Source organism: Variovorax sp. RKNM96 (genome assembly GCF_017161115.1).
Lineage (GTDB): Bacteria > Pseudomonadota > Gammaproteobacteria > Burkholderiales > Burkholderiaceae_C > Variovorax.
Genome location: NZ_CP046508.1, coordinates 3,407,432 through 3,427,943, shown reverse-complemented (window position 1 = coordinate 3,427,943; position 20,512 = coordinate 3,407,432). Strand labels below are relative to the sequence as shown.

Below are 20,512 nucleotides of genomic sequence, written 5' to 3'. Positions count from 1 at the left end.
CGATCACAGGTTCTTCAAGATTCATTCAGTGCCCTGCGCCCAGCGCAGCAGCTTGGCCACGGGCGCATACAGCGCGCGCGGGATCGGCTGGTCCTGCGGCACCTCTTCGTAGATGCGCTCGGCCAGGGAGGGCTCGAATTCGGTCGGGATCAGGCCTTCGCTCGCAAAGCGCCGGATCTGCGCGGCGACCTCGCCCTCGCCGCGCGCAATGACGCGCGGAAGGTCGGTCTCGCCGAGGTACTGCAAGGCGATGGCGATGCGCGGCGAATGGATCACCGCCGACGCCGCGCGCACCCGGTCGTTCAGGCTCGCGTACACCGCCTCGAAGTAGGCCGAGCGGCGGCGCGAGCGGTTGATGGGGTCGCCCTCCATCTCCTTGTATTCCTGGCGGATCTCCTCGATGGACATCCGCTGCTGCTTCATGAACTCGTGGTGCTCGTGCACATAGTCGACGGCGGCCATCACCGCGTAGATCACCACCGCCCAGCCGAAGGCGACCAGCACCATGTGGGCGGCGGCCGTCATGATTCCCTCGGGCCGCGCGTAGCCCAGCTTGAGCGCCGTATCGACGAAGCCGCGCACCACCACGAACATCAGCAAGGCCAGCAGCGCGGTCTTGGTGCACATCTTCAAGAGGTTGATGAGGCTGCGCGTGGAGAAGATGCGGGTCAGCCCCTCAGCCGGATTCATGCGGTTCACGTCGGGCTTCAGCCGCTCCCAGGCCGCCACGCCACCGACCTGGAACAGCGAGCCGACGATGCCCGCCGCCGCGGCAATCGCCATGATCGGCAGCGTTCCCCAGACCAGCGTTTCGCCGGTGTGCAGCAGCAACTCGGCAAAGCGGTCTTCAGGCGCGGTCAGCAAGGTGGTGCTGGTCGCATGCAGCCACAGCTCCCGCAGCAGGCTGTAGATGAGGTGGCCGCCCAGCCACAACGACAGCACCACCACCACGAACACCACCGTGGAGGCCACGTCGGTGCTGAACACCACCTCGCCGCGCTTGCGCGCATCGCGCAGGCGCTTGGCGGTGGGGGCCTGGTCTTTTTCCGACATGGCGGGCCCGCTACAGCGTGGACCTCAGGAAATCGAGCACGCCGTTCTCGGGCCGCAAGAATTCCTGCAGCGACTCGTACACGAAGAACAGGAACAGCAGCATCATCAAGTGCGCGAGCAGGCTCTTGAGCGGCTGGGCGAAGACGAACACATTGAGCTGCGGTGCCACCCGGCCCACCAGGCCCACGCCCAGTTCCACCAGCAGCAGCACCACGATGACCGGCGAGGCCAGCTTCACGATCCACAGGAACAGCGTGTCGCCCTGGCGCACCGCAAACTGCTCCAGCACCAGGCCCACATTGGGGAAGAAGGAGCCGACCGGCCAGATGCGGTAGGAGTCGACGATCACGCCCAGCATCGCGAGCAGCCCGCCCGCCGACACGAACAGCGTGATGACCATCCAGCCCAGGAACTCGCTGGTCGCGCCGTTCTCGTGGCCGGCCACGGGATCGAAGAACGAGGCGTTGCTGGAGCCCGTTTGAAAGTCGATCAGATCGCCCACGCTCTGGATGGCCCAGATGAAGATGCCGAAGCCCAGGCCCAGCATCACGCCGATCAGCGCCTCCTTGCCCGCGATGAGCACCCAGGTGGCCATCGATGCGGCCGGCACCTCGCCCGCCACCGGCGACATGAAGATCGCGAGCATCAAGAGGATGCCGTTGCGCACCGTGCCGGTGATCATGCCGCCCGAGAGAAAAGGCACGACCGCGAAGATCGCGAACAGCCGCGGCAGCGTGAGCACCACCGCCGCGAAGAACTGCTCCATGTTGCCAAGTTCGAAGCTTTCCATGATCGGTGCTCCGGGCCTACGCTGGCCGCCGCATGGCCCAGGCCTGCGCGGTGCTCTCTTCGTTGGTGTCTTCGAGGCGCTGCTCCTGCAGGTGCAGGTGCTCCGAACGCGCGCGCTGCTGCATCTGCTGGGCCTTTTCCAGCTCGCCATGCGCCGCGCGCAATTGCCGGCGGCTTTCTTCCAGCACCTGCTCGCGCTCGGAATGCGCCCGCGCGGCCTGCGCGGTGACCTGGCCGGCCTCGGCGATCTGCGCATCGAGCGCGCCGCTCCATGCGCCTGCGCTGCGAAACTCCGCCACGCTGACCTGGCCGCCCGACAGCGCGCCGCGTGTCGCTTCCCAATGCCGCAGTTTGTTCTGCACCTGCTCCTGCTGGGCGGCCTCGGCCTGACGCAACTGCGCCTGGCTTTCTTCGGCGGCCGCGCGGTCGCGCGCGACCACGCCCATCGCGGCGGTCTTCTGGCGCTCACGCACATCGGCAAGAAGCTTCCAGTCAACGCTCATTTCGTGCGCTCCGTACGGGGTGCCTGGCGCAGCAGTGCAGCGACCGACTGCTCAAACGGCTGGCTGGTCTTCGGCGGCTGCGAGAGAAAGTCCAGCATCGCGGGTCGCGCCTGGATCGCCTCATCGGCCAGCGCATCGCTGCCCGGCCGGTATTCGCCGATCTGCACCAGCAGTTCCATCTCCTGGTACTTGGCCAGCAGGCTGCGGAAATGCGCGGCCGCAGCACCGTGCTCGCGCGTGGTCACCAGCGGCATCACGCGGCTGATGCTCGCGAGCACGTCGATGGCCGGATAGCGGTTGGCCGCCGCGATCTTGCGCGACAGCACGATGTGGCCGTCGAGGATCGAGCGCACCTCTTCAGCGATGGGATCGTTCTCTTCGTCGCCTTCGGTCAGCACCGAGTACACGGCGGTGATCGAGCCGGTCTTACCCTGCCCCGCGCGCTCCAGCAGCTGCGGCAGCATCGAGAAGATCGACGGCGGATAGCTGCGGCGCGTCGGCGGCTCGCCGCTCGCCAGGCCGATCTCGCGCTGCGCGCGCGCAAAGCGTGTGAGCGAATCGACCAGCAGCAGCACCTTCTTGCCCTGGTCGCGAAAGTGCTCCGCGATGGTGGTCGCCACATAGGCGGACTTGATGCGCTCCATCGGCGGCCGGTCGGAGGTGGAGACCACCATCACGGTCTTGGCCAGGCCTTCGGGGCCGAGGTTGTGCTCGATGAACTCCTTCACCTCGCGCCCGCGCTCGCCGATCAACGCGATCACGTTGACCTCGGCCGTCGAGCCGCGCGCCAGCATGCCGAGCAAGGTGCTCTTGCCCACGCCGGGCGGTGCGAACACGCCGATGCGCTGGCCTTCGCCCACGGTGAGCAGTGCATCCACCGCGCGGATGCCGGTGGCCATGGGCGCATCGATCATGCGGCGTGCGAGCGGGCTCACCGGCTCGCGGTGCACCGGCAGCCGCGTGTGGGTGGCCAGCGGGCCGAGATCGTCGATGGGCTGGCCCAGCGCATCGAGCACGCGGCCCAGCAGACCCGCGCCCACCGGGCAGACATGGCCGCGCCCGGTCGGCACCACCTCGGTCAGCGCCGAGATGCCGGTGATCGGGCCAAGCGGCGTGAGGATGGCGGTGTTGTTGCGAAAGCCGACCACCTCGGCCAGCAGCGGCGGTTCACCCGGCGTGACCAGTTCGCAGAGTTCGCCCACATGGGCCTGGATGCCGGTGGCGTCGATCAGCATGCCGACCGCCTTGCTCACCCGCCCGCGCATCGCCACGGGCATCACGCGGCCGAAGACCTGTTCCAGGTCGGCGACGATGCTGAGCGCCGCGTCGGAGGCGATGGACTGCTGTGTGCTCATCGTTTGGCCTCCGCGCCGTCACCGCGCTCGACCGCACGCCGGAATGCTTCGAGCTGCGCATCAACGCCGAGCTCCAGCGTGCCCGAGGCCGTCTGCACCACGCACGCGCCGATGGCGAGCGCCGGGTCGGCCACGATGCTCACCGTCATGTTCCATTGCGCCTCCGCCCTCAGCCGGGCGAGCACCTCGCGCATCGAGGCCTCTTGCGCGGGCGCCACGCGCACGCTGATGAAGGGCTCGCTGCGGATCAGCGTATCCACGCGCAGCAAGGCCGCTTCGAACAACGCCTCGGGCGGCGCATCGCCGATGAACTTGCCCACGGCCTTGACCACGATCTGCGCCATCGCGCTACGCAGCGAATGAAGCTGCCGCTCGGCCGCCATGCTCTCGGACACCAGCTGCCGCGCGTACTCCGCCCTGGCGCGCTTGAGCCCTTCCTCGTAGCCCTGCTGGCGGCTCGCCTCGGCGTCGTGCAGCGCCTGCTGGGTGATGCGGCGCGCTTCCTGGCGCGCGGTGTCCACCACGGCCGATGCATCGAGCAGCGCCGCGTATTCGTTTTCCTTCAACACCTTCCGCTCGCTCAGGAGCTGCAGGTTGTCGGTGGTGATCAGAAAAGCCAGTCCCATTGCGGCAGTCTTTCGGGAACGATGCACGAGAGCATCAGTTCGTTGAGTTGCAGGGCCTGGCGCGGCTCGAAGGCCGGAACGCTCAAGGCGGAGATGCGGCGCGGCAGCTTGTGCTTCAGGCGCTGGAGCACGAGGTCTCCTTCGGAGGCGGCCGCGCCCAGCAGCATGCGGTAGCCGCGGTCGAGCACCACGCGGCCGGTGGCGATGGGCCGCTGCTGCACCACGGCGCTGTCCATGCGCAGCTCGGTGAGCTGGGGCACGCGGTCGAGCACGAAGTCGACCGCATCGCGGTCGAAGCGGCGCGCCTGGCGCCGGATCTGCAGGCCCGCGCCGCCGCGCACTTTGAAGAGCGGCAGGTGCGCGCAGAAGCCGAGGTAGGCCGCCAGGCGGCGCAGCGACGCCGCATCGAGCAGCGCGAGGCGCTTCAGGCGCGAATCGAAGTTGTAGTCGGCCGCGGCATGCGTCTGGACCGGACCCTTCGTGTGCTCCCGCCGCAGCAGGTCGGCCAGCACCGCTCGGCCCGCCGGGCCCATGCGCGCCACCGAACGGTGCTGCACCGGCCAGTTGCCCGGCAGCCAGCTCGGATGCAGGTCGGCCTCGGGGTGCAGGTTGAAGCGCATCACCAGGCGCACCAGATCCATCGGGCCGGGCATGGCCGCGGAGGGGGTGGGTGCGGTGGTCGGTGCCGGCATCGATGGGTGGGTGAGCGAATCAGCGCTTCAGGACCTGGCGACGCATCCAGGTGCGCCAGTCCTGGCCTTGCCGGCGCAACAGGGTCGGCAGCGCCATGAGGCAGATCGCGGCCAGCAGCAAGAGGCCCAGCAGCACCATGGCGGTCTGCGTGGAGAACAGGCCGAGCACCATCGGCTCGCCGACCGGGGCGCCCGTGGAGGTGGTGCGTGCGATGCGGCGCGCCTCGAACAGCGACAGCGACACCTGGTCGTGCGTGAGGCCTTCGATGCTGTGCGCCACCATATCCTTCACCGCGGGTGCCAGCAGGCGCAGGTCGACGTCGGGCCGGTGCTTGATGAACACCGCGGCGGACGAGGGCCGGATCTTCTCGCTCAGCGGGTCGTTGGCCGGAATGACCACGTGCACCCGCGCGTCCACCACGCCGTCGATGCTGCGCAGCGTCTGCGACAGCTCCTGCGACATGGCGTAGATGTAGCGCATGCGCTCCTCGGAAGGCGTGGACACCAGGCCCTGCTTCTGGAACACCTCGCCCATGCTCACATAGCGCTCGGCCGGCAAGCCCTGCACGCGTAACACGTCGAGCGCCTGGCTCAGGCGGTCTTCTTCCACCTCGACCTGCCAGTTGGCGCCTTCGAGCTTGGTCTTGGTCGCGCCGATGCCCTCCCCCGACAGGGCCGCGACGATCTCGTTGGCCTCCTGCTCCTTGAGGTTGGAATAGAGCGCGACCTTGCAGCCCGCCAGGGCCAGGAGCAGCACGAGCGCGGCAAGCCAGCGCAGGCTCGAGGGCAGCTTCATTGCTGGTTCTTCAAGAGGCTGCCGAACAGGCTGGTCGCGGCGCTGGCCAGCCCGGTGGAAATATGCATTCGCGCGAACATCATGTTCGCTTCCATGGCGTGATCGGTCATCACGAACATGGTCTTGATGGGGTCGGCGAAATCGATGGATTCGAGCATGCTCTTGCGCATGTCTTCCATGGAACGCACGTTGCCCGACAACTGCGCGGCGAGCGACTTGGCCGCATCGCCGATCGCGCTCGGCGCGCTCGTGCCGGCCGGTACATGCGTGCCCTGCATCATGTTGGCGAACATGCGCGTCTCGCCCGGTTCGAAGTGCGAGGGGCGCACCGTCGTCTGCTGCGCCTGGGTGGCGTTGGCAGATGCGGCGGATGCCGAAACTTCGGGTGGCGGCGCGCTGAGCGCGGCGGAGGCAATGGGGTCGGTCATGGTTCACTCTCCTCGCAAAGAAAAAAAGGGCCGCGCGAAGCCCGTCGGCTTCGCGCATGCCTCACCGTCAGTTCTGCTTGGCGGACTGGCGGATGTCGTTGCCGGTGGACTTGGCCACTTCGGTGCCGGCGGCGTTGGCGCCGTTGACCGTCTGTGCCGTTGCGGCTGCGCCGGAGATGGTCGCGCCCGCAGCCATGCTGACGCTCATCAGGCGAGCCTGGTCGGCCGCGGCTTGCTGCATTTGCTGGATCGAGGTGTCGACTGCGCTCATGGTGAAACTCCTGTTGAAGGTTGAGGTTTTTTCAGTTGCGGATGAAAGCGCTTCGCCCTTCGGCGAAGCCATTCCATGCGGCGCACCGCGGTGCTGCTGCGCATGAAATCGGGGAACGCGAGATGATGAAAAACATGCGCTTCACCTCGCGGGTTTCTTGTTGGGGGTGCCGCCACTCAGCACCAATCCGTCGGCATCGATGCTCTTCAGTTCTGCGCCCGAGCGCAACACCGAGCCTTCGTAGTAGCGGTTGCCGTTCGACAGCTGGATGTGGCGCAAGCCGTTGCTGTCCTCGGTGATGCTCACCATGCGCGCGGGCAGCACGCTCTGCCAGTTTTCCCACCGGGCGCGCACGTCGTCGTCCTTGTTTTCGGTCTTGGGCTTCTCGCGGTACTGCACCTTGTCGGAGACCAGCACCGAGGGGTGCAGGTCTTCGCTCAGGCGCCGGATCTTCTGCCGCACGGCCGCGTCTTCCACCGTGCCCGTGAGCACCAGCCGGCCCTGTCCCGAGTAGGTGACGGCCACGCCCGGGTCGTCGACATAGCGGCGCGCCTGCTCCACCATGTCTTCGGCCGAATGCACGTTGACGCTGACCTTGCTGCCGAAGCGCGCCATCGCGTCCTCGAGCGTGCGGCGGCGCTGCTTCGATTCCACGTAGCCCTTCACGCCGAACTGTCCGCCGGGCGCCGCGATGACCTCCACCTCGGGGAACGGCACGAGCGCCTTTTCCACCTCGGCCAGGTTCACGCTGTTGCCGCCTGCCCCGCCGTTGCGATCGCCCCCCAGCGACATCGCCGCAATGCCGAGCACGGCCAGGATCGCGACCACGCCGCCGACCCAGAGGCCCAGCCGCTGCGTGCGCGAGGCCGGCTGGCCCGCCAGCGCGCTCTCGTCGGGCAATGCGCCATGCGCCGGCGCGAACATGCGGTCTTCCTGCGCATGCGTCGGATAGGTGCGGTCGAGCTGGAAGTCGATCTGCCCCACGCTCACGATGTCGCCGGCCACCACGCTCTTGCGCGGCTGCTGCATCTCTTCGCCATTGAGACGCGCCGAGGCGGTGCCCAGGCGCTGCATCGACACCACGAGCTCGCCCACGGTGAACGCCAGGTGCCGCGGCAGCACGTCGCCGCCGGGCAGCATCACCTCGCACTCGCCACCGGAGCCAAGCACATTGATTCCGGGCTTGAGCACAATGGTGCGGCCCTTCACCGCACCGCTCAGGAAGCGCAGGCACCAGCCGGCGGCCTGCGCCTGCATGCCCTGCGGTGCGGGTGCTTCCGCGGGAGTTTCTGCGGCCGGCTCGTCGTCGAACGGAATGTCGCCATTCATCGGTTCAACCTCCGGGCTCGGGCAGGGGCAGCGTCGGCACCGAGGCCGTCGAGCCGGGCGTGACCAAGCGCGGCGTCAACAGGTAGAAGCGCTCCATGTTGTTCTGCTTCTTGTCGGTGTAGCGAAAGAGCCCGCCCACGCCCGGGATGTCCTTCAGCAGCGGCACGCCCGTGATGGCATTGCTCTTCTCCTCCGACGAGTAGCCGGCGATCAGCAGGCTCGCGCCCTCATCCACCAGCGCCTGCGTGTTGACGGTGCGGCGCCGCACGATCGGGATCTTGTCGACCGACTGCGGGCTCAGGTCGCCATCGACGATGTCGATGGACATCATCACGCCGCGGCCTGTCTTCTCGTCGATGATCAGCGGCGTCACCCGCACGGCGGTGCCGGCGGTGATGCTGAAGAGGCCTGCGTCCTGGAAGCCGTCCACGCGCACGTAGAACTCGCTCAGGTTCTCCAGCACGGCCTCGGTGTTGTCCAGCGTCATCACCTTCGGGCGTGCCACGAAGTTGGCGTTGCCGTTGGTGGCCAGCGCCGTCACACGGGCCAGCAGGTAGTTGCGCGCACTGTTGCCGATGGCCGCGGTGAACATGCCGCCCAGCGGCGTGAGCGGATTGCCGGTGGTGTCGACGCTGCCGATCTGCCCCGCCTCGCTGCCCGTGCCGCCCCAGGTGAGCGGCCCGCGGTCGCCGCGGCCGGTCTGGAAGTCGGCATGGCGGCCGTGCAGGCGCCAGTCCACGCCCAGGCTCGTGAGATTGTCGGAGCTGATGTCCATGATGGTCACTTCGATCTCGACCAGCCGAGGGCGGGTGTCCATCGATTCAATCAGCTTCGCGTACTGCGCCATCTTGTCGGGCATGTCGCGCACCAGCACCGCATTCATGCGGGTGTCGGCCTGGAACTGCGGCAACTCGTTGCCCACGATGCTGGACATGCCGCCCAGCGTGGTGCTGTCGCCGCTCTGGCCTGCGCCGGCAATGTCGATCTTGGGCGCGTTGATGGTCTCGCCGCTGCGCAGCTTGATCTGCCGGTTCGGCCCCACCGACATCGTGCCGTTGGTGCCGCGCCCGCCGGAGCCGCCGCCCGAGGATTGATTGCCCGTGCTGCGGCCATAAAGACTGCGCAACACATTGGCCACGCCCGGAATCACCGTTTCCTTGCCGGAGCGGTTGATGCGGAAGTCCGAAGCCCAGGCGTACTTGAGCGGAAAGAGCCGGATCTCGGCGCCCTCGGCCATCGCGGTCTTCTGGTCCGCGAGCTTCACGGCCTGGCGCACCATTTCGACATAGCGCCGCGGGCCGGTCACGTAGACGCTGGCGTCGCGCTCGCTGATGCTCAGCGGGTAGCGCTCGTCGGAGATGTGCAGCCGCACCAGCGTCTCGGCAATGCGCCCGGCGTTCTCGGCCGCGATCGGCAGCACCTCGCTCTTGGCATCGGCGGCGAGATCGACGAAGAGGAACGCGCCGTCGTAGTACCAGGTGAGCCCGTTGACCGAGCAGACGCTGTTGAGGATGTTCTTGGCCGGCCCGTCGAACTTGCCGCTGATCACGCCGTTGACCTTGGGGTCGATCACCGCGGTGATGCCCTGCGACGAGGCCAGCTCGCGCAGGAAGTCGTTCAGCGGCTTCTCGTTGGCGATGATCTGGAAGGGCTTGTTCTGCCAGCGGAACTCCGCCGCCATGCTGTGCTGCACGACCAGCAGCATGAGCATCGCGCAGCCCAGCAGCATGAAGGCCTGCCGGCGAACAAGAAGAAGGCGTGCGGCAACGGTCGTCATCATCGTTGCGGCGGTCACGACAGCGACGTCAGCGACAGGAACGCGCGCTCGGCGAAGCGCATCACGTCGCGCCCCAGCCAGCCAGCCGTGACGATGATCGCCACCATCACCGCGATGAGGCGCACCGACTGGCCGATGCTCTGGTCCTGCACCTGCGTCACCGCCTGCAGCACCGCCACGACGAGCGACGACAGCGTCGCCACCACCACCACCGGCAACGAGATCCACAGCACGAGCATGAGGCCCTCGCGCGTGATGTCCAGGATGTTCTGCGGTGTCATGGCGGATGCTCTCTCCCTCGGAAAACGGGTTGCGGTGCGGGGCGCGGTACAAGTTGCGGTGTAGGTCGCTGTACAGGTTATGAAGGGCGTTCATCAATCAGTGCGCTTGGGGATTGGTGATCCATCCCACCGGTTGCAGGGCCACGTCGTCGTCGATTTCCTGGTACGACAGCACCGCCAGTTGCGGTGCCACAGGCTCGATCAGGTTCTTGATGTAGCGCCGCACATCGGACGACGCGATGGCCACCACGCGGTTGGCGGTGGAGCCGAGCACGCGGCGCAACTGCTCGCGGATGTCCTGCGTGACGGCCGGGCTCAGCAGCAGCAGGTTGCCGCGCGGCGAGCGCTCGATGGCGTTCTGCACGCGGTCCAGCAGGCTCGACTCGAAGAGGATCGCCTCGAGCTGGCGGTTGGCACCGACATAGCGGCTCGTGATGTAGCGCCCGAGGTGGATGCGCACCAGCTCGGTGAGCGCAATGCCGTCCTGCTCCTTCGCAGCCCACATCGTCAGGCTCTCGAAGATCGCGTGCAGGTTGCGAATCGGAATGCCCTCCTGCAGCAGCCGGCGCAGCACTTCGGCAATGCGCTGGGCCGAGGCCACGCGCAGCACTTCGGCGGCGAGCTCGGGCGCATCGCGCTGCACCGAATGCAGGAGGCGCTGCACTTCCTGCAGGCCGATGAGGTCCTTCACGTTGCGGCGCACGGTGTGGTCCACATGCAGGCCCACGACCTCCGCGCCGGTCCACGTCGTGAGGCCCGGCTCGGGGCCCGGCACCCACACCACGCGCGGGAACGGGCCGAAGGGCTCGGCGACTTCCGCGCCCGGCGGGGTGGTGACGGCTTGCGCCGGATCGACGAGCAGCCAGTCGGGCTTGAGCGTGCCGCGGGCCACGGCCACGTCGTGCACCAGCACCTGGTATTCGTTGTCGCCCAGGCCATCGACGTAGTTCAGTTGCAGGCGCGGAAAGATCGGGCCGAGGTCGGACTCGACCGAGGTCTTGACGAGCGAGAGATGCTGGTCGAGCACATAGCGGTCGACCGAGCTGCGCAGGCCCGAGGACAGGCGCACCGCGAGCGGCGCGGCAATCGCGTGGTCGGTGTCGGTTTCTTCGGCGGCCACGCCGCCGCCGTGCGAGATCCAGCCCGGCGTGTTGCGCTGCTGGCGCAGCATGCGCATTGCAAGGCCCAGCCCGATCAGGATGGCGGCCAATATGCCGAACACCCACTTCGGAAACCCCGGCACGATGAGGAAGCTGGCCACCGCCAGGCCCGCGATGATGAGCGCGCGCGGATGCGCCATCAGCTGGTCGCCGATCTGCTGCGCGAGCTGCGAGTCGCGGCGGTCGCCGGTGCTCACGCGTGTGATGACGATGCCGGCGGCGATCGACACCAGCAGCGACGGAATCTGCGACACCATGCCGTCGCCCACCGTGAGAATCGCGTAGCGTTGCAGCGCGCCGCCCAGCGTCATGTCGTGCATCAGCGTGCCGATGGCAATGCCCGCGAGGATGTTGACCAGCGCGATCACGATGCTGGCGATGGCATCGCCCTTCACGAATTTCATCGCCCCGTCCATCGCGCCGTGCAGCTGGCACTCCTGCTCCAGCAGGCGGCGCTGCTTCTGCGCCTTGGCGGATGACAGCACACCAGCGCGCACGTCGGCATCGATGCTCATCTGCTTGCCAGGCATGGCATCGAGCGCGAAGCGCGCCGCCACCTCGGCCACGCGCTCGGAGCCCTTGGCGATCACGATGAACTGCACGATCGCGATGATGAGGAACACCACGCCGCCGACCACCACGTTGTTGCCGACGATCAGCTTGCCGAAGGTGTCGATGATGTGGCCCGCATTGGCGTGCAACAGGATCAACTTGGTGGACGCGATGTTCAGCGCAAGGCGGAACAGCGTGGTGAAGAGAAGCAGCGACGGAAAGGTCGACAGCGACAGCGCCGAAGGCACGTACATCGCAACGATCAGCAGCACCAGGCTGATGGCCAGGTTGCTCGCGATGAGGAAGTCGAGCAGCGGTGTGGGCAGCGGCAATACGAACAGCGCCACCACCACCACGAGCAGCGCAGCGAGCAACAAATCGTTGTAGCGACCTGCATTGCCAAGCAGGTCACGAAAACTTCCGCGGTACTGTTGAAGAGATCGCGAGGAATTCGCCATTGCGTCCTTGCTCAAGTGGAATCTTGGAGTTGTTTTCCGATGCGCACTGCCTCCAGTTGCACAACGAGCGTGATGAAGAGTCCCACGTCGCGTTGCACTCTAAGCGGCGCCCTCCGATCACGGCAACCACGAGTTCTCGTAAGTACGAATGACCTGTGGCGCGCGCGGCACTACGCGTTCCCGTACTACCTGCGCCCTGCCCCTTTCGCTAAGCTGCGCCGACCCGATGCGAAGCTGTTCGCGTTGTTGCTCCAAGGTATGTAGACAGTGACAGAACGTAGCCATTGTTCGAACGAAAGCATGCATGCCGAGCCACGCCGTTGAAGCGGTGACGGAACTCGGCGAGGCCCGCGCATTGCCTCGCGCCGATGCGGCAAATGTGCGAGCGCTCAATCGTCTCTATGCCGCTGCGCCGTTGCATGGCGTGGCGGCGCGCGGCACGAGCTACCGGCTCGCGTGGCACCACGATGCGGCCTTCGGCCACACGACGCGCGAGCGCTACAGCTTCAGGCTCGGCGCGCACGTGGGCCATCTCGCGATGGATGCGCCGAGCATGCAGGTGCTGCTCGGCGAGCGCCGCATCGACCTGTTGCCGCGCGACCTGCGCTACATCCTGCTGGCCGACGCGTTGCACCCGGTGATCGACGCGCTGGAGAAAGCGCTGCGACTGCATTTCGAATGGCAGCCTTCGGAGGCCGAAGCGAGAGAACCTCGCGATGCGCGAGAAGCCCGCGAGCAGCCGCTCGTGCACTGCGACCCCGAGCGCGCGGCCTTCTTCGTGGCCACGCCGTCGGACGGCGGCGCGATGCTCCGCGGCTTCGTGCAGTTCGACGATGCCGCGACGCTCGACGCCCTCGTGCCACCCACCACCGGCCCGTTGCATGCCGTGCGCACCAGCGAAGCCTTTCACACGCTGCGCATGCCGGTGAGCTTCCAGCTCGGCAGCACGCCGATCCAGCTGCGCGAGATCAGCAGCATCCGCCCCGGCGACATCGTCGGCATCGAGCAATGGAGTTCTTCGGGCGGCGGCATCGTCGTCACCGCTGCGCTGGGCGGCCCGACCGGGCTCTTTCTCTCGGCCGTGGCCGAAGGCTCGCGCATCACCGTTCAGCAATCGAGAGACAGTGCCATGAAGCCAGACACGCCCGCCGACCCTGCGGCCGCCGCAGACAACAACGTCAACCTGCCACTCGACCGGCTCGATGCGCTGGAGGTGACGCTGCGCTTCGAGGTGGGCGACCTGTCGCTGTCGCTCGGCGAACTCAAAAGCATTCGTGCAGGCCATGTGTTCGACCTGGCCGAGCCGCTGAACCGCAGCCCGGTGCGCATCCTTGCGCACGGCAACGTGCTGGGCAAGGGCTACCTGGTGGCCGTCGGCGATCGGCTGGGGGTGCGAGTGTCGGAATTCGCCCCTGGCGAAGTCTGAGCAAGGCAAGCGCAATGCAAGGAGGAATCCCGGAGCCACTCACCCTCGTCGCGGTGATGGTCGCGTTCGGCTTCGCGACCTTCGCGGCGCTGATGGTGACGAGCTACACCAAGCTGGTGATCGTGTTCGGCCTCCTGCGCACCGCGCTCGGCCTGCAGCAGACGCCGCCGAACATGGTGCTCAACGGCATCGCGATCATCCTGACGGTCTACATCATGGCGCCGGTCGGCATGGACATCGGCGACACGCTGCGCACCCGCAACTTCGGCGTCAAGGGCGAGAGCATGGGCGACATCATGGCGGTGATCGATGCGGCCAAGGTGCCGGTGAAGGAGTTCCTGCAGAAGCACACGCACGAGCGCGAACGGCAGTTCTTCCTGAAGTCGGCCTCCAACATCTGGCCCAAGGCGCGGGCCGAGCAGTTGAAGGACGACGACTTCATGGTGCTGGTGCCGAGCTTCACGCTGAGCGAGCTGACGCGCGCATTCCAGATCGGCTTCATCATCTACCTGGTGTTCGTGGTGGTGGACCTGATCGTGGCGACGGTGCTGCTCGCGCTGGGCATGTCGATGATCGCGCCCACCACCATCTCACTGCCGTTCAAGCTGTTGCTGTTCGTGATGCTGGACGGATGGACGCGGCTCGTTCACGGGCTTGTCCTTTCGTACCGCTGAGTTCGTCCACGAGCCGATCAACCGCAGCCTCGGCCTTTCGCATCGATTCCGCGAGTTGCTCGCCGCCGAACTCGTCGCACTCGACCGCTGCCTCATGCACATCGGTGATGCCGATGTAGCCGAACACCGAACGCACCGAGGCTTCCGTATGGTTCAGGTGCGCAATGCGCCCGCCCGGGTCGTAGCCGTGGTCGCCGCGCGCACCGAGCAGCACCATGCGCTTGCCGGCGTCGGCGAGCATCGGCCAATAAGGCACTGCGCCGCGCGCACGGTCGAAGCCGAAGGTGCGGCCCACGCGCACGACGTTGTCGATGTACGCCTTGAACTGCGCAGGCACGCTGAAGTTGTACATCGGCAGGCCCACCACGATCACATCGGCGGCGACGAGTTGATCGACCAGGCGGTCGCTTTCGGCGAGCACGTCGGGCATCCAGGGTTCGCGGTCGGCCGGTGCAGTGAAGGCGGCGTGGATCCAGCGACTGTCGACGTAGGCGGGCGGGTGCTGGCCGACGTCGAGGCGGTCGATGCGGTCGCCGGGCCGCGCCGCGCGCCAGCGCTCGATGAAGCGTGCAGAGAGGCGCCGCGTATGCGAGCCGTGGGGGTCGGTGCCCGAGAGGCCCGGGCGGGCGCTGGCGTCGATGTGAAGCAGGTTGAGGGTCATGTCGTTCCTTCGGTGAATGGATGAATTGATCTACGCTGTATTGCGCTGTCAGAATGACTGCACAGGCCTTGAATCTATGGATATGACCGGCCCTTCACAAACGATCATTTCTCCCTTTATGCAAGAGATTGGCTCATCCATTCGCCCGCCGCGCCGCCTGCCGCCTCTGCTGTCGCTGCGGGCCTTCGAGGCCGCTGCTGCGCACCTGAGCTTCCAGCGCGCGGCGCTCGAGCTGTCGGTCACGCCCTCGGCCATCAGCCACCAGGTGCGCGCGCTCGAAGACACGCTGGGCCAGCCGCTGTTTCGCCGGCTCACGCGGCAGCTCGCATTGACGCCCGCGGGCCAGCGGCTCTTCGACGATCTGCGCATGGGCTTCGATGCGCTGGAAGCGGGCGTCGACCGGCTGCGCCGGCCTGCGGCTTCGCAGTCGGTCACGCTCACCACCAACACGGCCTTCGCGGCACGCTGGGTGCTGCCGCGCATGGCGGTCTTCCGCAAGGCCTGTCCCGGCATCGAGCTGCGGCTGCATGCAGGCGACACGGTGGTCGACCTCGCACGCGGCGATGCGGACATCGCGGTGCGCTCGGGCAGCGGCAACTGGCCAGGATTGGTGGTGAGCGAGCTGATGGCCGAGCGCTATGCGCCGTTGTGCAGTCCGATGCTGGGCCTGCGCCGCAAGAGCGACCTGCCGAAGCACCAATTGATCCACTGCGACTGGCAACCGCAGGCGCTGGCGCCGGCGCTGTGGTCGCGCTGGTTTCGCGAAGCGGGCATTGCACAGCCGCGCGGCCGGTCGGCCAGGGCCGCGGGCCTGTCGTTCTCGGACGAGACGCACGCGATGCTTGCCGCGCTGGCGGGCCACGGCGTTGCGCTGCTGAGCCTCACGCTCGCGGCCGAGGAGCTGCGCAGCGGCGCGCTGGTGCAGCCCTTCGGGCCGGCGCTCGATACGGGAAGCTACTTTCTTGCGACCGCGAACGGGCGGGAGAACGAGCCCGCGATCCGTGCCGTGTGGGAATGGATCGAATCGCAGGCCACGTCCGAGTGATCGCGGCTGATCAACCCAGCGGATCGGTGATTTCGCGAAGCGCCATGCGCTTGTAGGCCTCCACCAGCGCCGCGCCCTCGGCCGCATCGACCGCGATCGCCAGGCGGATGGTCGCCTCGCCCATCTCCCAGATCAGGAAGGCGGCCTGCTCGACGCGCTTCGTGTCGGCGCGGCCGCGCACTCTGTGCACCTTGAGCATCTCATCGGCCAGCATTTGCCCGCAGGCGCGGCTTTCCGCGACCTGCAGGGTGAGCAGTTGCCGGTCGACCTGCATGCCGCTCCAGATATCGCGCATGACGGGGCGCTCGTTGACGATCGCGTAGTACACGTCCACCAGCGCCGCGAAGGACGACTGCAGGCTGGCGAGGTCTGTCACGTCCTTGAGGCCGTCGCTAATGCACTCGCGGCTGCGCGCATTGATGCGCTCGGCCAGCATGCGGATCAGCGCGGCCTTCTCGGGGAAGTACTGGTAGAGCGAGCCGATCGAGATGCCGGCGGATGCGGCGACCTCGCTCATCTTCAGCTGGTCGCTGCCGCCGCGCACGATCAGCTCGGCGGCCGCCTCGAGGATGCGCTCCACGCGCGCCTTGCTGCGCTCCTGGATCGGGCTCTTTCTGGCCGAAGGCGCCTCGGCGACGGCCACCTGCGATTGCAACGGTGCACTGCGTGTCATGGCATGGCCCAGGGGTTGACATTCAAAATGTGAGTAACTATCATTTTTTACGTGAGCTTTACTCACATTATCTCAAGGAGTCCGAAAATGGCAATCAGCAGCAGCACCCGGGATGATGCGCATCCCATTTTGGTTCTCGGCGCGAACGGCAAGACCGGCGGGCGCGTTCTGGACCGGCTCCGCGCCGCCGGGCACGCTGCGCGCGCCGGCTCGCGCTCGGCGCAGCCACCCTTCGATTGGGAAGACAAGGCCACCTGGGCCGCCGCGCTCCAGGACGTGCGCGCCGTCTACGTCGCCTACCAGCCCGACCTGTGCGTGCCGGGCGCCGTCGACACGGTGACCGCGTTCTACGATGCCGCCGCCAAGGCCGGCGTCGAAAGGATCGTGCTGCTGTCGGGCCGGGGCGAACCCGAAGCGCTGGATGCAGAAAAAGCCCTGCAGGCCACCGCGCTCGACTGGACCATCGTGCGCGCCAGTTGGTTCTTCCAGAACTTCAGCGAGAACTACTTTCTGGACGAGATCGTCGCCGGCGCGATCACCCTGCCCGAAGGGCTGGCACCGGAGCCCTTCATCGACGCCGACGACATCGCCGACATTGCCGCCGAAGCGCTGGTGGACAGCCGCCACAGCCGCAAGCTCTACGAGCTGACCGGCTCCCAGGCCTTCACCTTCCCCGAAGCCATCGCAGAGATCGGCCGTGCGACGAATCGGCAGATCGACTGCCACATCATTTCGATGGACGACTACGCCAAGGTCCTGTCCGAAGCCGGCCTGCCGCCAGACCTTTCCTGGCTCGTCATCTACCTGTTCACCACCGTCCTGGACGGCCGCAACACGCCCATCGCCCACGGCGTGGAGCAAGCGCTGGGCCGCCCACCGCGCACCTTCGCCGACTACGTTGCGCGCACGGCCCCGACCGGCGTGTGGGGAGCCAAGTGATGATGGGCAAGACGGCCACGGTGCTGATCCTGGCAAGCGCCTTCTCGACGGCGATGGTCGCCGGCATCTTCTACGCGTTCTCCTCGTTCGTGATGCCCGCGCTCGCGCGCATCCAGAACAGCGAAGGCATCCACGCGATGAACGCAATCAACGTCACGGTGATCACGCCGAGCTTCATGCTCTTCTTCATGGGCAGCGCCGTGCTGGGCATCGTGCTCGGGGGCTGGTCGCTGTTCTCGATCTCGCAGCTGGACTCGCAACTCGTCCTGCTCGCCTGCCTGCTCTACGTGGTCGGCTGTTTCGGCGTGACGATGGTCCTCAATGTGCCGCTCAACAACCAGCTGGCAGCGACATCGCCCACCGATGGCCATGTGTTCTGGCAGACCTACCTCAAGACCTGGACGCTGTGGAACAGCGTGCGGACGGCCTCCTCGGCACTCGCCGCGATCGTCTTTGTTGCGGCTGCGCTGAAGCGGACCGCAGCATAGGTGCTTTGCAGCTTGCACCTGCGCGTGGAACATGGTTTCATCGAAAGGAAACAGGGAGTAAGTAGAAAACTGTTTCAGACTTTTCAGGAGAGGTTCGAGATGAAGCACCATGACTCGCGCGTGTTCGCGGCACTGGCATTGCTGTCCACCTGCATGGCATCGATCGATGCGCGTGCTGCCGACGGCACCATTCATTTCACGGGCGAGATCGTCGCCGCCCCGTACGAGATGCGCCTCGCGGCGCACGCGCCGGCAACGGCGCCAACGGTGGCCCACCGCATGAGCGGCTCGGGCCCCGTCGCCGAACTTTCCTTCGTGCAGCAACGCGTGGACCGGCCCAGCGGCACCGTGCGAATCGACGGGCTCGGCGCCCTGCCCCTGCGCACCGTGTTCACCGATGCACAGGGCCGACAGCATCCTTTCGATCCGTCACAGGCGCGCGCAATCGGCCAAGACGGGGGCAAGCTGTCCATTGCGGCGCAACAGCAGCCGCCCGCAGGCCGCGTCGCGGCCGCGATGGTGACGGTCAGCTACAACTGACCGCGCACCGGCGCAACGTCAGGCCGCACGAAGCTGCTCGCGCAGCTTCTGGCCGATCTCCGGCCGTTCGAGGAACGGGTCGGCCGGATTCTCGATCGCCACGATGTTCTCCATGCGCGCGCGAACATTGCCCAATGCCTTGGGGTGGCTGAACACGTAGAACTGGTTGTCGCTGATGGCGTCGAACACCTTCGCCGCGACTTCGGCCGCGGTGATCTTGCCGCTGCTCACTGCCTTGTTGCTCATGGCCTGACCGATGAGCTGGCTCTTGGTGAGCTCGGTGTCCTTGGGCGCATTCGGGCGGTTGCGCTCGCTGCTGGTGATGCCGGTCGGCACGAAGTACGGACACAGCAGGCTCGCGCCGATCTGGTCGGTGACCAGCGTCAGATCCTGGTACAGCGTTTCGGTGAGGCTCACGACCGCGGCCTTGGCGGCGTTGTAGATGCCCATGTTGGGCGGCGTGAGCAGGCCCGCCATGCTGGCGGTGTTGGTGATGTGGCCGCGGTAGCCCGGGTCCTTGGCGGCGGCTTCGAGCATCATCGGCGTGAACAGGCGCACGCCGTGGATCACGCCCCAGAGGTCCACGCCCAGCACCCACTCCCAGTCGGAGACCGTGTTCTCCCACACGAGCCCGCCCGCGCCCACGCCGGCGTTGTTGAACACGAAGTGCGGCGCGCCGAAGCGCTCTTTCACAGCGGCGGCCAACGCCTCCATTTGCGCGGCATCGGACACATCGACCTTGCGGGCCAGCACCTGCACGCCGGCGGCTTCCATCTCGGCCTTGGCCTTGTCCAGCGCGTCCTGCTGCACGTCGACCAGCACGAGGTTCATGCCGCGTGCGGCGCCGATGCGCGCGCATTCGAGGCCGAAGCCCGAGCCTGCGCCGGTGAGAACGGCGGTCTTGCCCTTGAAGTCCTGAATCATTTGCCGGTGTCCTTCTTGCGTTGAATGTCTCTGACGTTGGAAGCGCTATTGAAATACGGAACGCGCCGCCGCGCAGTCACGAAGGTGCCCCGGCCGCGTGCGTTTCAGGCCTCTGCTTTCTTCAGTACATAGCCGATGCGCGGAAAGTGCACATGCACCGTGCCGATGCGCGCGTCGCTTCGCGCCAGCGTGTAGTGCGTGCGCGTGGCGGCCACCAGCGTGCCCGCGGTTTCCTCCAGGCCGAAGCTCTCGGCGCGGATGGTCACGGCACCGCCGAGCGCGATGCCGTGGTCGTCCTGGAAGGTGCTGTCGGTCAGCAGCGTGTGCGGTGTCGCGGCCTTGGCGACGGCGATGGCTTCGTCGGAGGTGAATTTCTCGGGCGCACCGTGGCCGATGGCGGCCATGCGGTCCATCCAGTCGACCACCGCGGGCGTCAGGTCGAGGATGGTGCGCACCGACTCGATGCGCCGCGTGTACCAGAGCGGGTGATAGACCGAGAAGTCGGTGATGCTCGGCACCTCGCCCAGCAGGTAGTGCCTGTCGTCGAGCATGTCCGACAGGCGGCGCAGGTACGACTTGTAGGCGCTGGTGGCATCGGCCGGGCGCAGGCGCGTCATGTTGCCCGCGCTCATCTTGCCGCGGTCTTCGCCGAAGGCCTTGGCGGCTTCGGGCGGCGCCTTGGCGAACACTTCAGCGGCGCCCTTGGGCTGCAGGTTCCAGGCCATCGCGGCCCAGAACAGCGTGGTGTCGGCCCACTGCGCGAGGATGCGCGACAGGCCCTTCTCCGGCTCCGGGTACAGCGTGGGCTCGGGCTGCAGATGCTCCAGCACATCGGCGATGAGCGCGCTGTCGCAGTACATGTCGGCGCCGATCTGCAGGAACGGCGTCTTGCGGTAGCCGCCGGTGAGCAGCTCCACGTCGGGCTTGGGCATGATCGGCGGGATGAAGACCGACTTCCAAGGCAGCTTCTTGGCGCCGAGGATGAGCCGCACCTTCTCCGAGAACGGCGAGGTGGTGTAGTGGTGGAGGATCAGGTCGGCCATGGTTCGTTTTTCCTGTGGGGTGTTCTTGT

General features: G+C 67.0%; 23 protein-coding genes. 6 read left to right on the top strand and 17 right to left on the bottom strand.

The genetic code is table 11. The features are described from left to right. Positions 1 to 21: 21 nt before the first annotated feature. The 13 genes from GNX71_RS15795 to sctV all read right to left on the bottom strand — a co-directional run bounded on the left by GNX71_RS15795 (position 22) and on the right by sctV (position 12,070). Positions 22 to 1,053, bottom strand: coding sequence for an EscU/YscU/HrcU family type III secretion system export apparatus switch protein (locus GNX71_RS15795; RefSeq protein WP_206179169.1), 1,032 nt, complete (start codon positions 1,051 to 1,053; stop codon positions 22 to 24). A gap of 10 nt (positions 1,054 to 1,063) precedes the next feature. Beyond that, a complete protein-coding gene (gene sctT / locus GNX71_RS15790; protein ID WP_206179168.1) occupies positions 1,064 to 1,843 on the bottom strand; it encodes a type III secretion system export apparatus subunit SctT in 780 nt (259 codons plus the stop codon). Between the two features lie 16 nt (positions 1,844 to 1,859). Next, positions 1,860 to 2,345 (bottom strand): serine kinase, encoded by a 486-nt coding sequence (locus GNX71_RS15785; protein ID WP_206179167.1) that lies wholly within the window; start codon positions 2,343 to 2,345, stop codon positions 1,860 to 1,862. Further along, complete coding sequence (locus GNX71_RS15780; protein WP_206179166.1) at positions 2,342 to 3,700, bottom strand: FliI/YscN family ATPase; 1,359 nt, start codon at positions 3,698 to 3,700, stop codon at positions 2,342 to 2,344. Before GNX71_RS15780 ends, GNX71_RS15785 begins: the two co-directional genes overlap by 4 nt. After that, positions 3,697 to 4,326 (bottom strand): type III secretion system stator protein SctL, encoded by a 630-nt coding sequence (sctL, locus tag GNX71_RS15775; RefSeq protein ID WP_206179165.1) that lies wholly within the window; start codon positions 4,324 to 4,326, stop codon positions 3,697 to 3,699. Before sctL ends, GNX71_RS15780 begins: the two co-directional genes overlap by 4 nt. Further along, on the bottom strand, positions 4,308 to 5,018 hold the full coding sequence (locus GNX71_RS15770; protein ID WP_206179164.1) for a SctK family type III secretion system sorting platform protein: 711 nt from the start codon (positions 5,016 to 5,018) through the stop codon (positions 4,308 to 4,310). Before GNX71_RS15770 ends, sctL begins: the two co-directional genes overlap by 19 nt. A gap of 19 nt (positions 5,019 to 5,037) precedes the next feature. Next, on the bottom strand, positions 5,038 to 5,814 hold the full coding sequence (sctJ, locus tag GNX71_RS15765; protein WP_206179163.1) for a type III secretion inner membrane ring lipoprotein SctJ: 777 nt from the start codon (positions 5,812 to 5,814) through the stop codon (positions 5,038 to 5,040). Next, on the bottom strand, positions 5,811 to 6,242 hold the full coding sequence (locus GNX71_RS15760; RefSeq protein ID WP_206179162.1) for a hypothetical protein: 432 nt from the start codon (positions 6,240 to 6,242) through the stop codon (positions 5,811 to 5,813). The genes sctJ and GNX71_RS15760 overlap by 4 nt, the downstream gene beginning before the upstream one ends. 67 nt (positions 6,243 to 6,309) lie before the next feature. After that, positions 6,310 to 6,513 (bottom strand): hypothetical protein, encoded by a 204-nt coding sequence (locus GNX71_RS15755; protein WP_007834711.1) that lies wholly within the window; start codon positions 6,511 to 6,513, stop codon positions 6,310 to 6,312. Positions 6,514 to 6,654: 141 nt separating this feature from the next. After that, the gene (locus GNX71_RS15750) at positions 6,655 to 7,842 is read right to left on the bottom strand and encodes an FHA domain-containing protein (RefSeq protein WP_206179161.1); all 1,188 of its coding nucleotides are present in this window, start codon (positions 7,840 to 7,842) and stop codon (positions 6,655 to 6,657) included. A gap of 4 nt (positions 7,843 to 7,846) precedes the next feature. Then, a complete protein-coding gene (gene sctC / locus GNX71_RS15745) occupies positions 7,847 to 9,637 on the bottom strand; it encodes a type III secretion system outer membrane ring subunit SctC (protein WP_241027283.1) in 1,791 nt (596 codons plus the stop codon). After that, entirely contained in the window at positions 9,634 to 9,900 is a 267-nt protein-coding gene (gene sctS / locus GNX71_RS15740; RefSeq protein WP_007834706.1) for a type III secretion system export apparatus subunit SctS, read from the bottom strand. Before sctS ends, sctC begins: the two co-directional genes overlap by 4 nt. Before the next feature lie 97 nt (positions 9,901 to 9,997). Beyond that, positions 9,998 to 12,070, bottom strand: a complete 2,073-nt coding sequence (gene sctV, locus GNX71_RS15735) for a type III secretion system export apparatus subunit SctV (RefSeq protein ID WP_206179160.1) — start codon at positions 12,068 to 12,070, stop codon at positions 9,998 to 10,000. Positions 12,071 to 12,374: 304 nt separating this feature from the next. Between sctV and sctQ the strand changes: the two genes are divergently transcribed. After that, the gene (sctQ, locus tag GNX71_RS15730) at positions 12,375 to 13,496 is read left to right on the top strand and encodes a type III secretion system cytoplasmic ring protein SctQ (protein ID WP_206179159.1); all 1,122 of its coding nucleotides are present in this window, start codon (positions 12,375 to 12,377) and stop codon (positions 13,494 to 13,496) included. 14 nt (positions 13,497 to 13,510) lie between these two features. After that, positions 13,511 to 14,170 (top strand): type III secretion system export apparatus subunit SctR, encoded by a 660-nt coding sequence (gene sctR, locus GNX71_RS15725; protein WP_206179158.1) that lies wholly within the window; start codon positions 13,511 to 13,513, stop codon positions 14,168 to 14,170. Here the strand turns inward: sctR and GNX71_RS15720 are convergent. Further along, positions 14,097 to 14,831 (bottom strand): NAD(P)H-dependent oxidoreductase, encoded by a 735-nt coding sequence (locus tag GNX71_RS15720; protein ID WP_206179157.1) that lies wholly within the window; start codon positions 14,829 to 14,831, stop codon positions 14,097 to 14,099. The genes sctR and GNX71_RS15720 overlap by 74 nt on opposite strands. A gap of 118 nt (positions 14,832 to 14,949) precedes the next feature. Between GNX71_RS15720 and GNX71_RS15715 the strand changes: the two genes are divergently transcribed. Further along, entirely contained in the window at positions 14,950 to 15,876 is a 927-nt protein-coding gene (locus GNX71_RS15715; RefSeq protein WP_206179156.1) for a LysR substrate-binding domain-containing protein, read from the top strand. Positions 15,877 to 15,886: 10 nt separating this feature from the next. On the opposite strand, the gene GNX71_RS15710 is transcribed toward GNX71_RS15715, so the two are convergent. Further along, the gene (locus tag GNX71_RS15710; protein WP_206179155.1) at positions 15,887 to 16,549 is read right to left on the bottom strand and encodes a TetR/AcrR family transcriptional regulator; all 663 of its coding nucleotides are present in this window, start codon (positions 16,547 to 16,549) and stop codon (positions 15,887 to 15,889) included. Between the two features lie 87 nt (positions 16,550 to 16,636). On the opposite strand from GNX71_RS15710, the gene GNX71_RS15705 reads away from it, so the two are divergent. The 3 genes from GNX71_RS15705 to GNX71_RS15695 all read left to right on the top strand — a co-directional run bounded on the left by GNX71_RS15705 (position 16,637) and on the right by GNX71_RS15695 (position 18,516). Continuing rightward, positions 16,637 to 17,488, top strand: coding sequence for an NAD(P)H-binding protein (locus GNX71_RS15705; RefSeq protein ID WP_206179154.1), 852 nt, complete (start codon positions 16,637 to 16,639; stop codon positions 17,486 to 17,488). Then, entirely contained in the window at positions 17,488 to 17,976 is a 489-nt protein-coding gene (locus tag GNX71_RS15700; RefSeq protein ID WP_206179153.1) for an anthrone oxygenase family protein, read from the top strand. The genes GNX71_RS15705 and GNX71_RS15700 overlap by 1 nt, the downstream gene beginning before the upstream one ends. A gap of 99 nt (positions 17,977 to 18,075) precedes the next feature. Then, positions 18,076 to 18,516, top strand: a complete 441-nt coding sequence (locus tag GNX71_RS15695; RefSeq protein ID WP_206179152.1) for a hypothetical protein — start codon at positions 18,076 to 18,078, stop codon at positions 18,514 to 18,516. 18 nt (positions 18,517 to 18,534) lie between these two features. On the opposite strand, the gene GNX71_RS15690 is transcribed toward GNX71_RS15695, so the two are convergent. Next, the gene (locus GNX71_RS15690; RefSeq protein ID WP_206179151.1) at positions 18,535 to 19,440 is read right to left on the bottom strand and encodes an SDR family oxidoreductase; all 906 of its coding nucleotides are present in this window, start codon (positions 19,438 to 19,440) and stop codon (positions 18,535 to 18,537) included. A gap of 104 nt (positions 19,441 to 19,544) precedes the next feature. Further along, positions 19,545 to 20,483: a glutathione S-transferase family protein gene (locus tag GNX71_RS15685; protein ID WP_206179150.1), complete on the bottom strand. Its 939-nt coding sequence runs from the start codon at positions 20,481 to 20,483 to the stop codon at positions 19,545 to 19,547. Positions 20,484 to 20,512 lie beyond the last annotated feature (29 nt).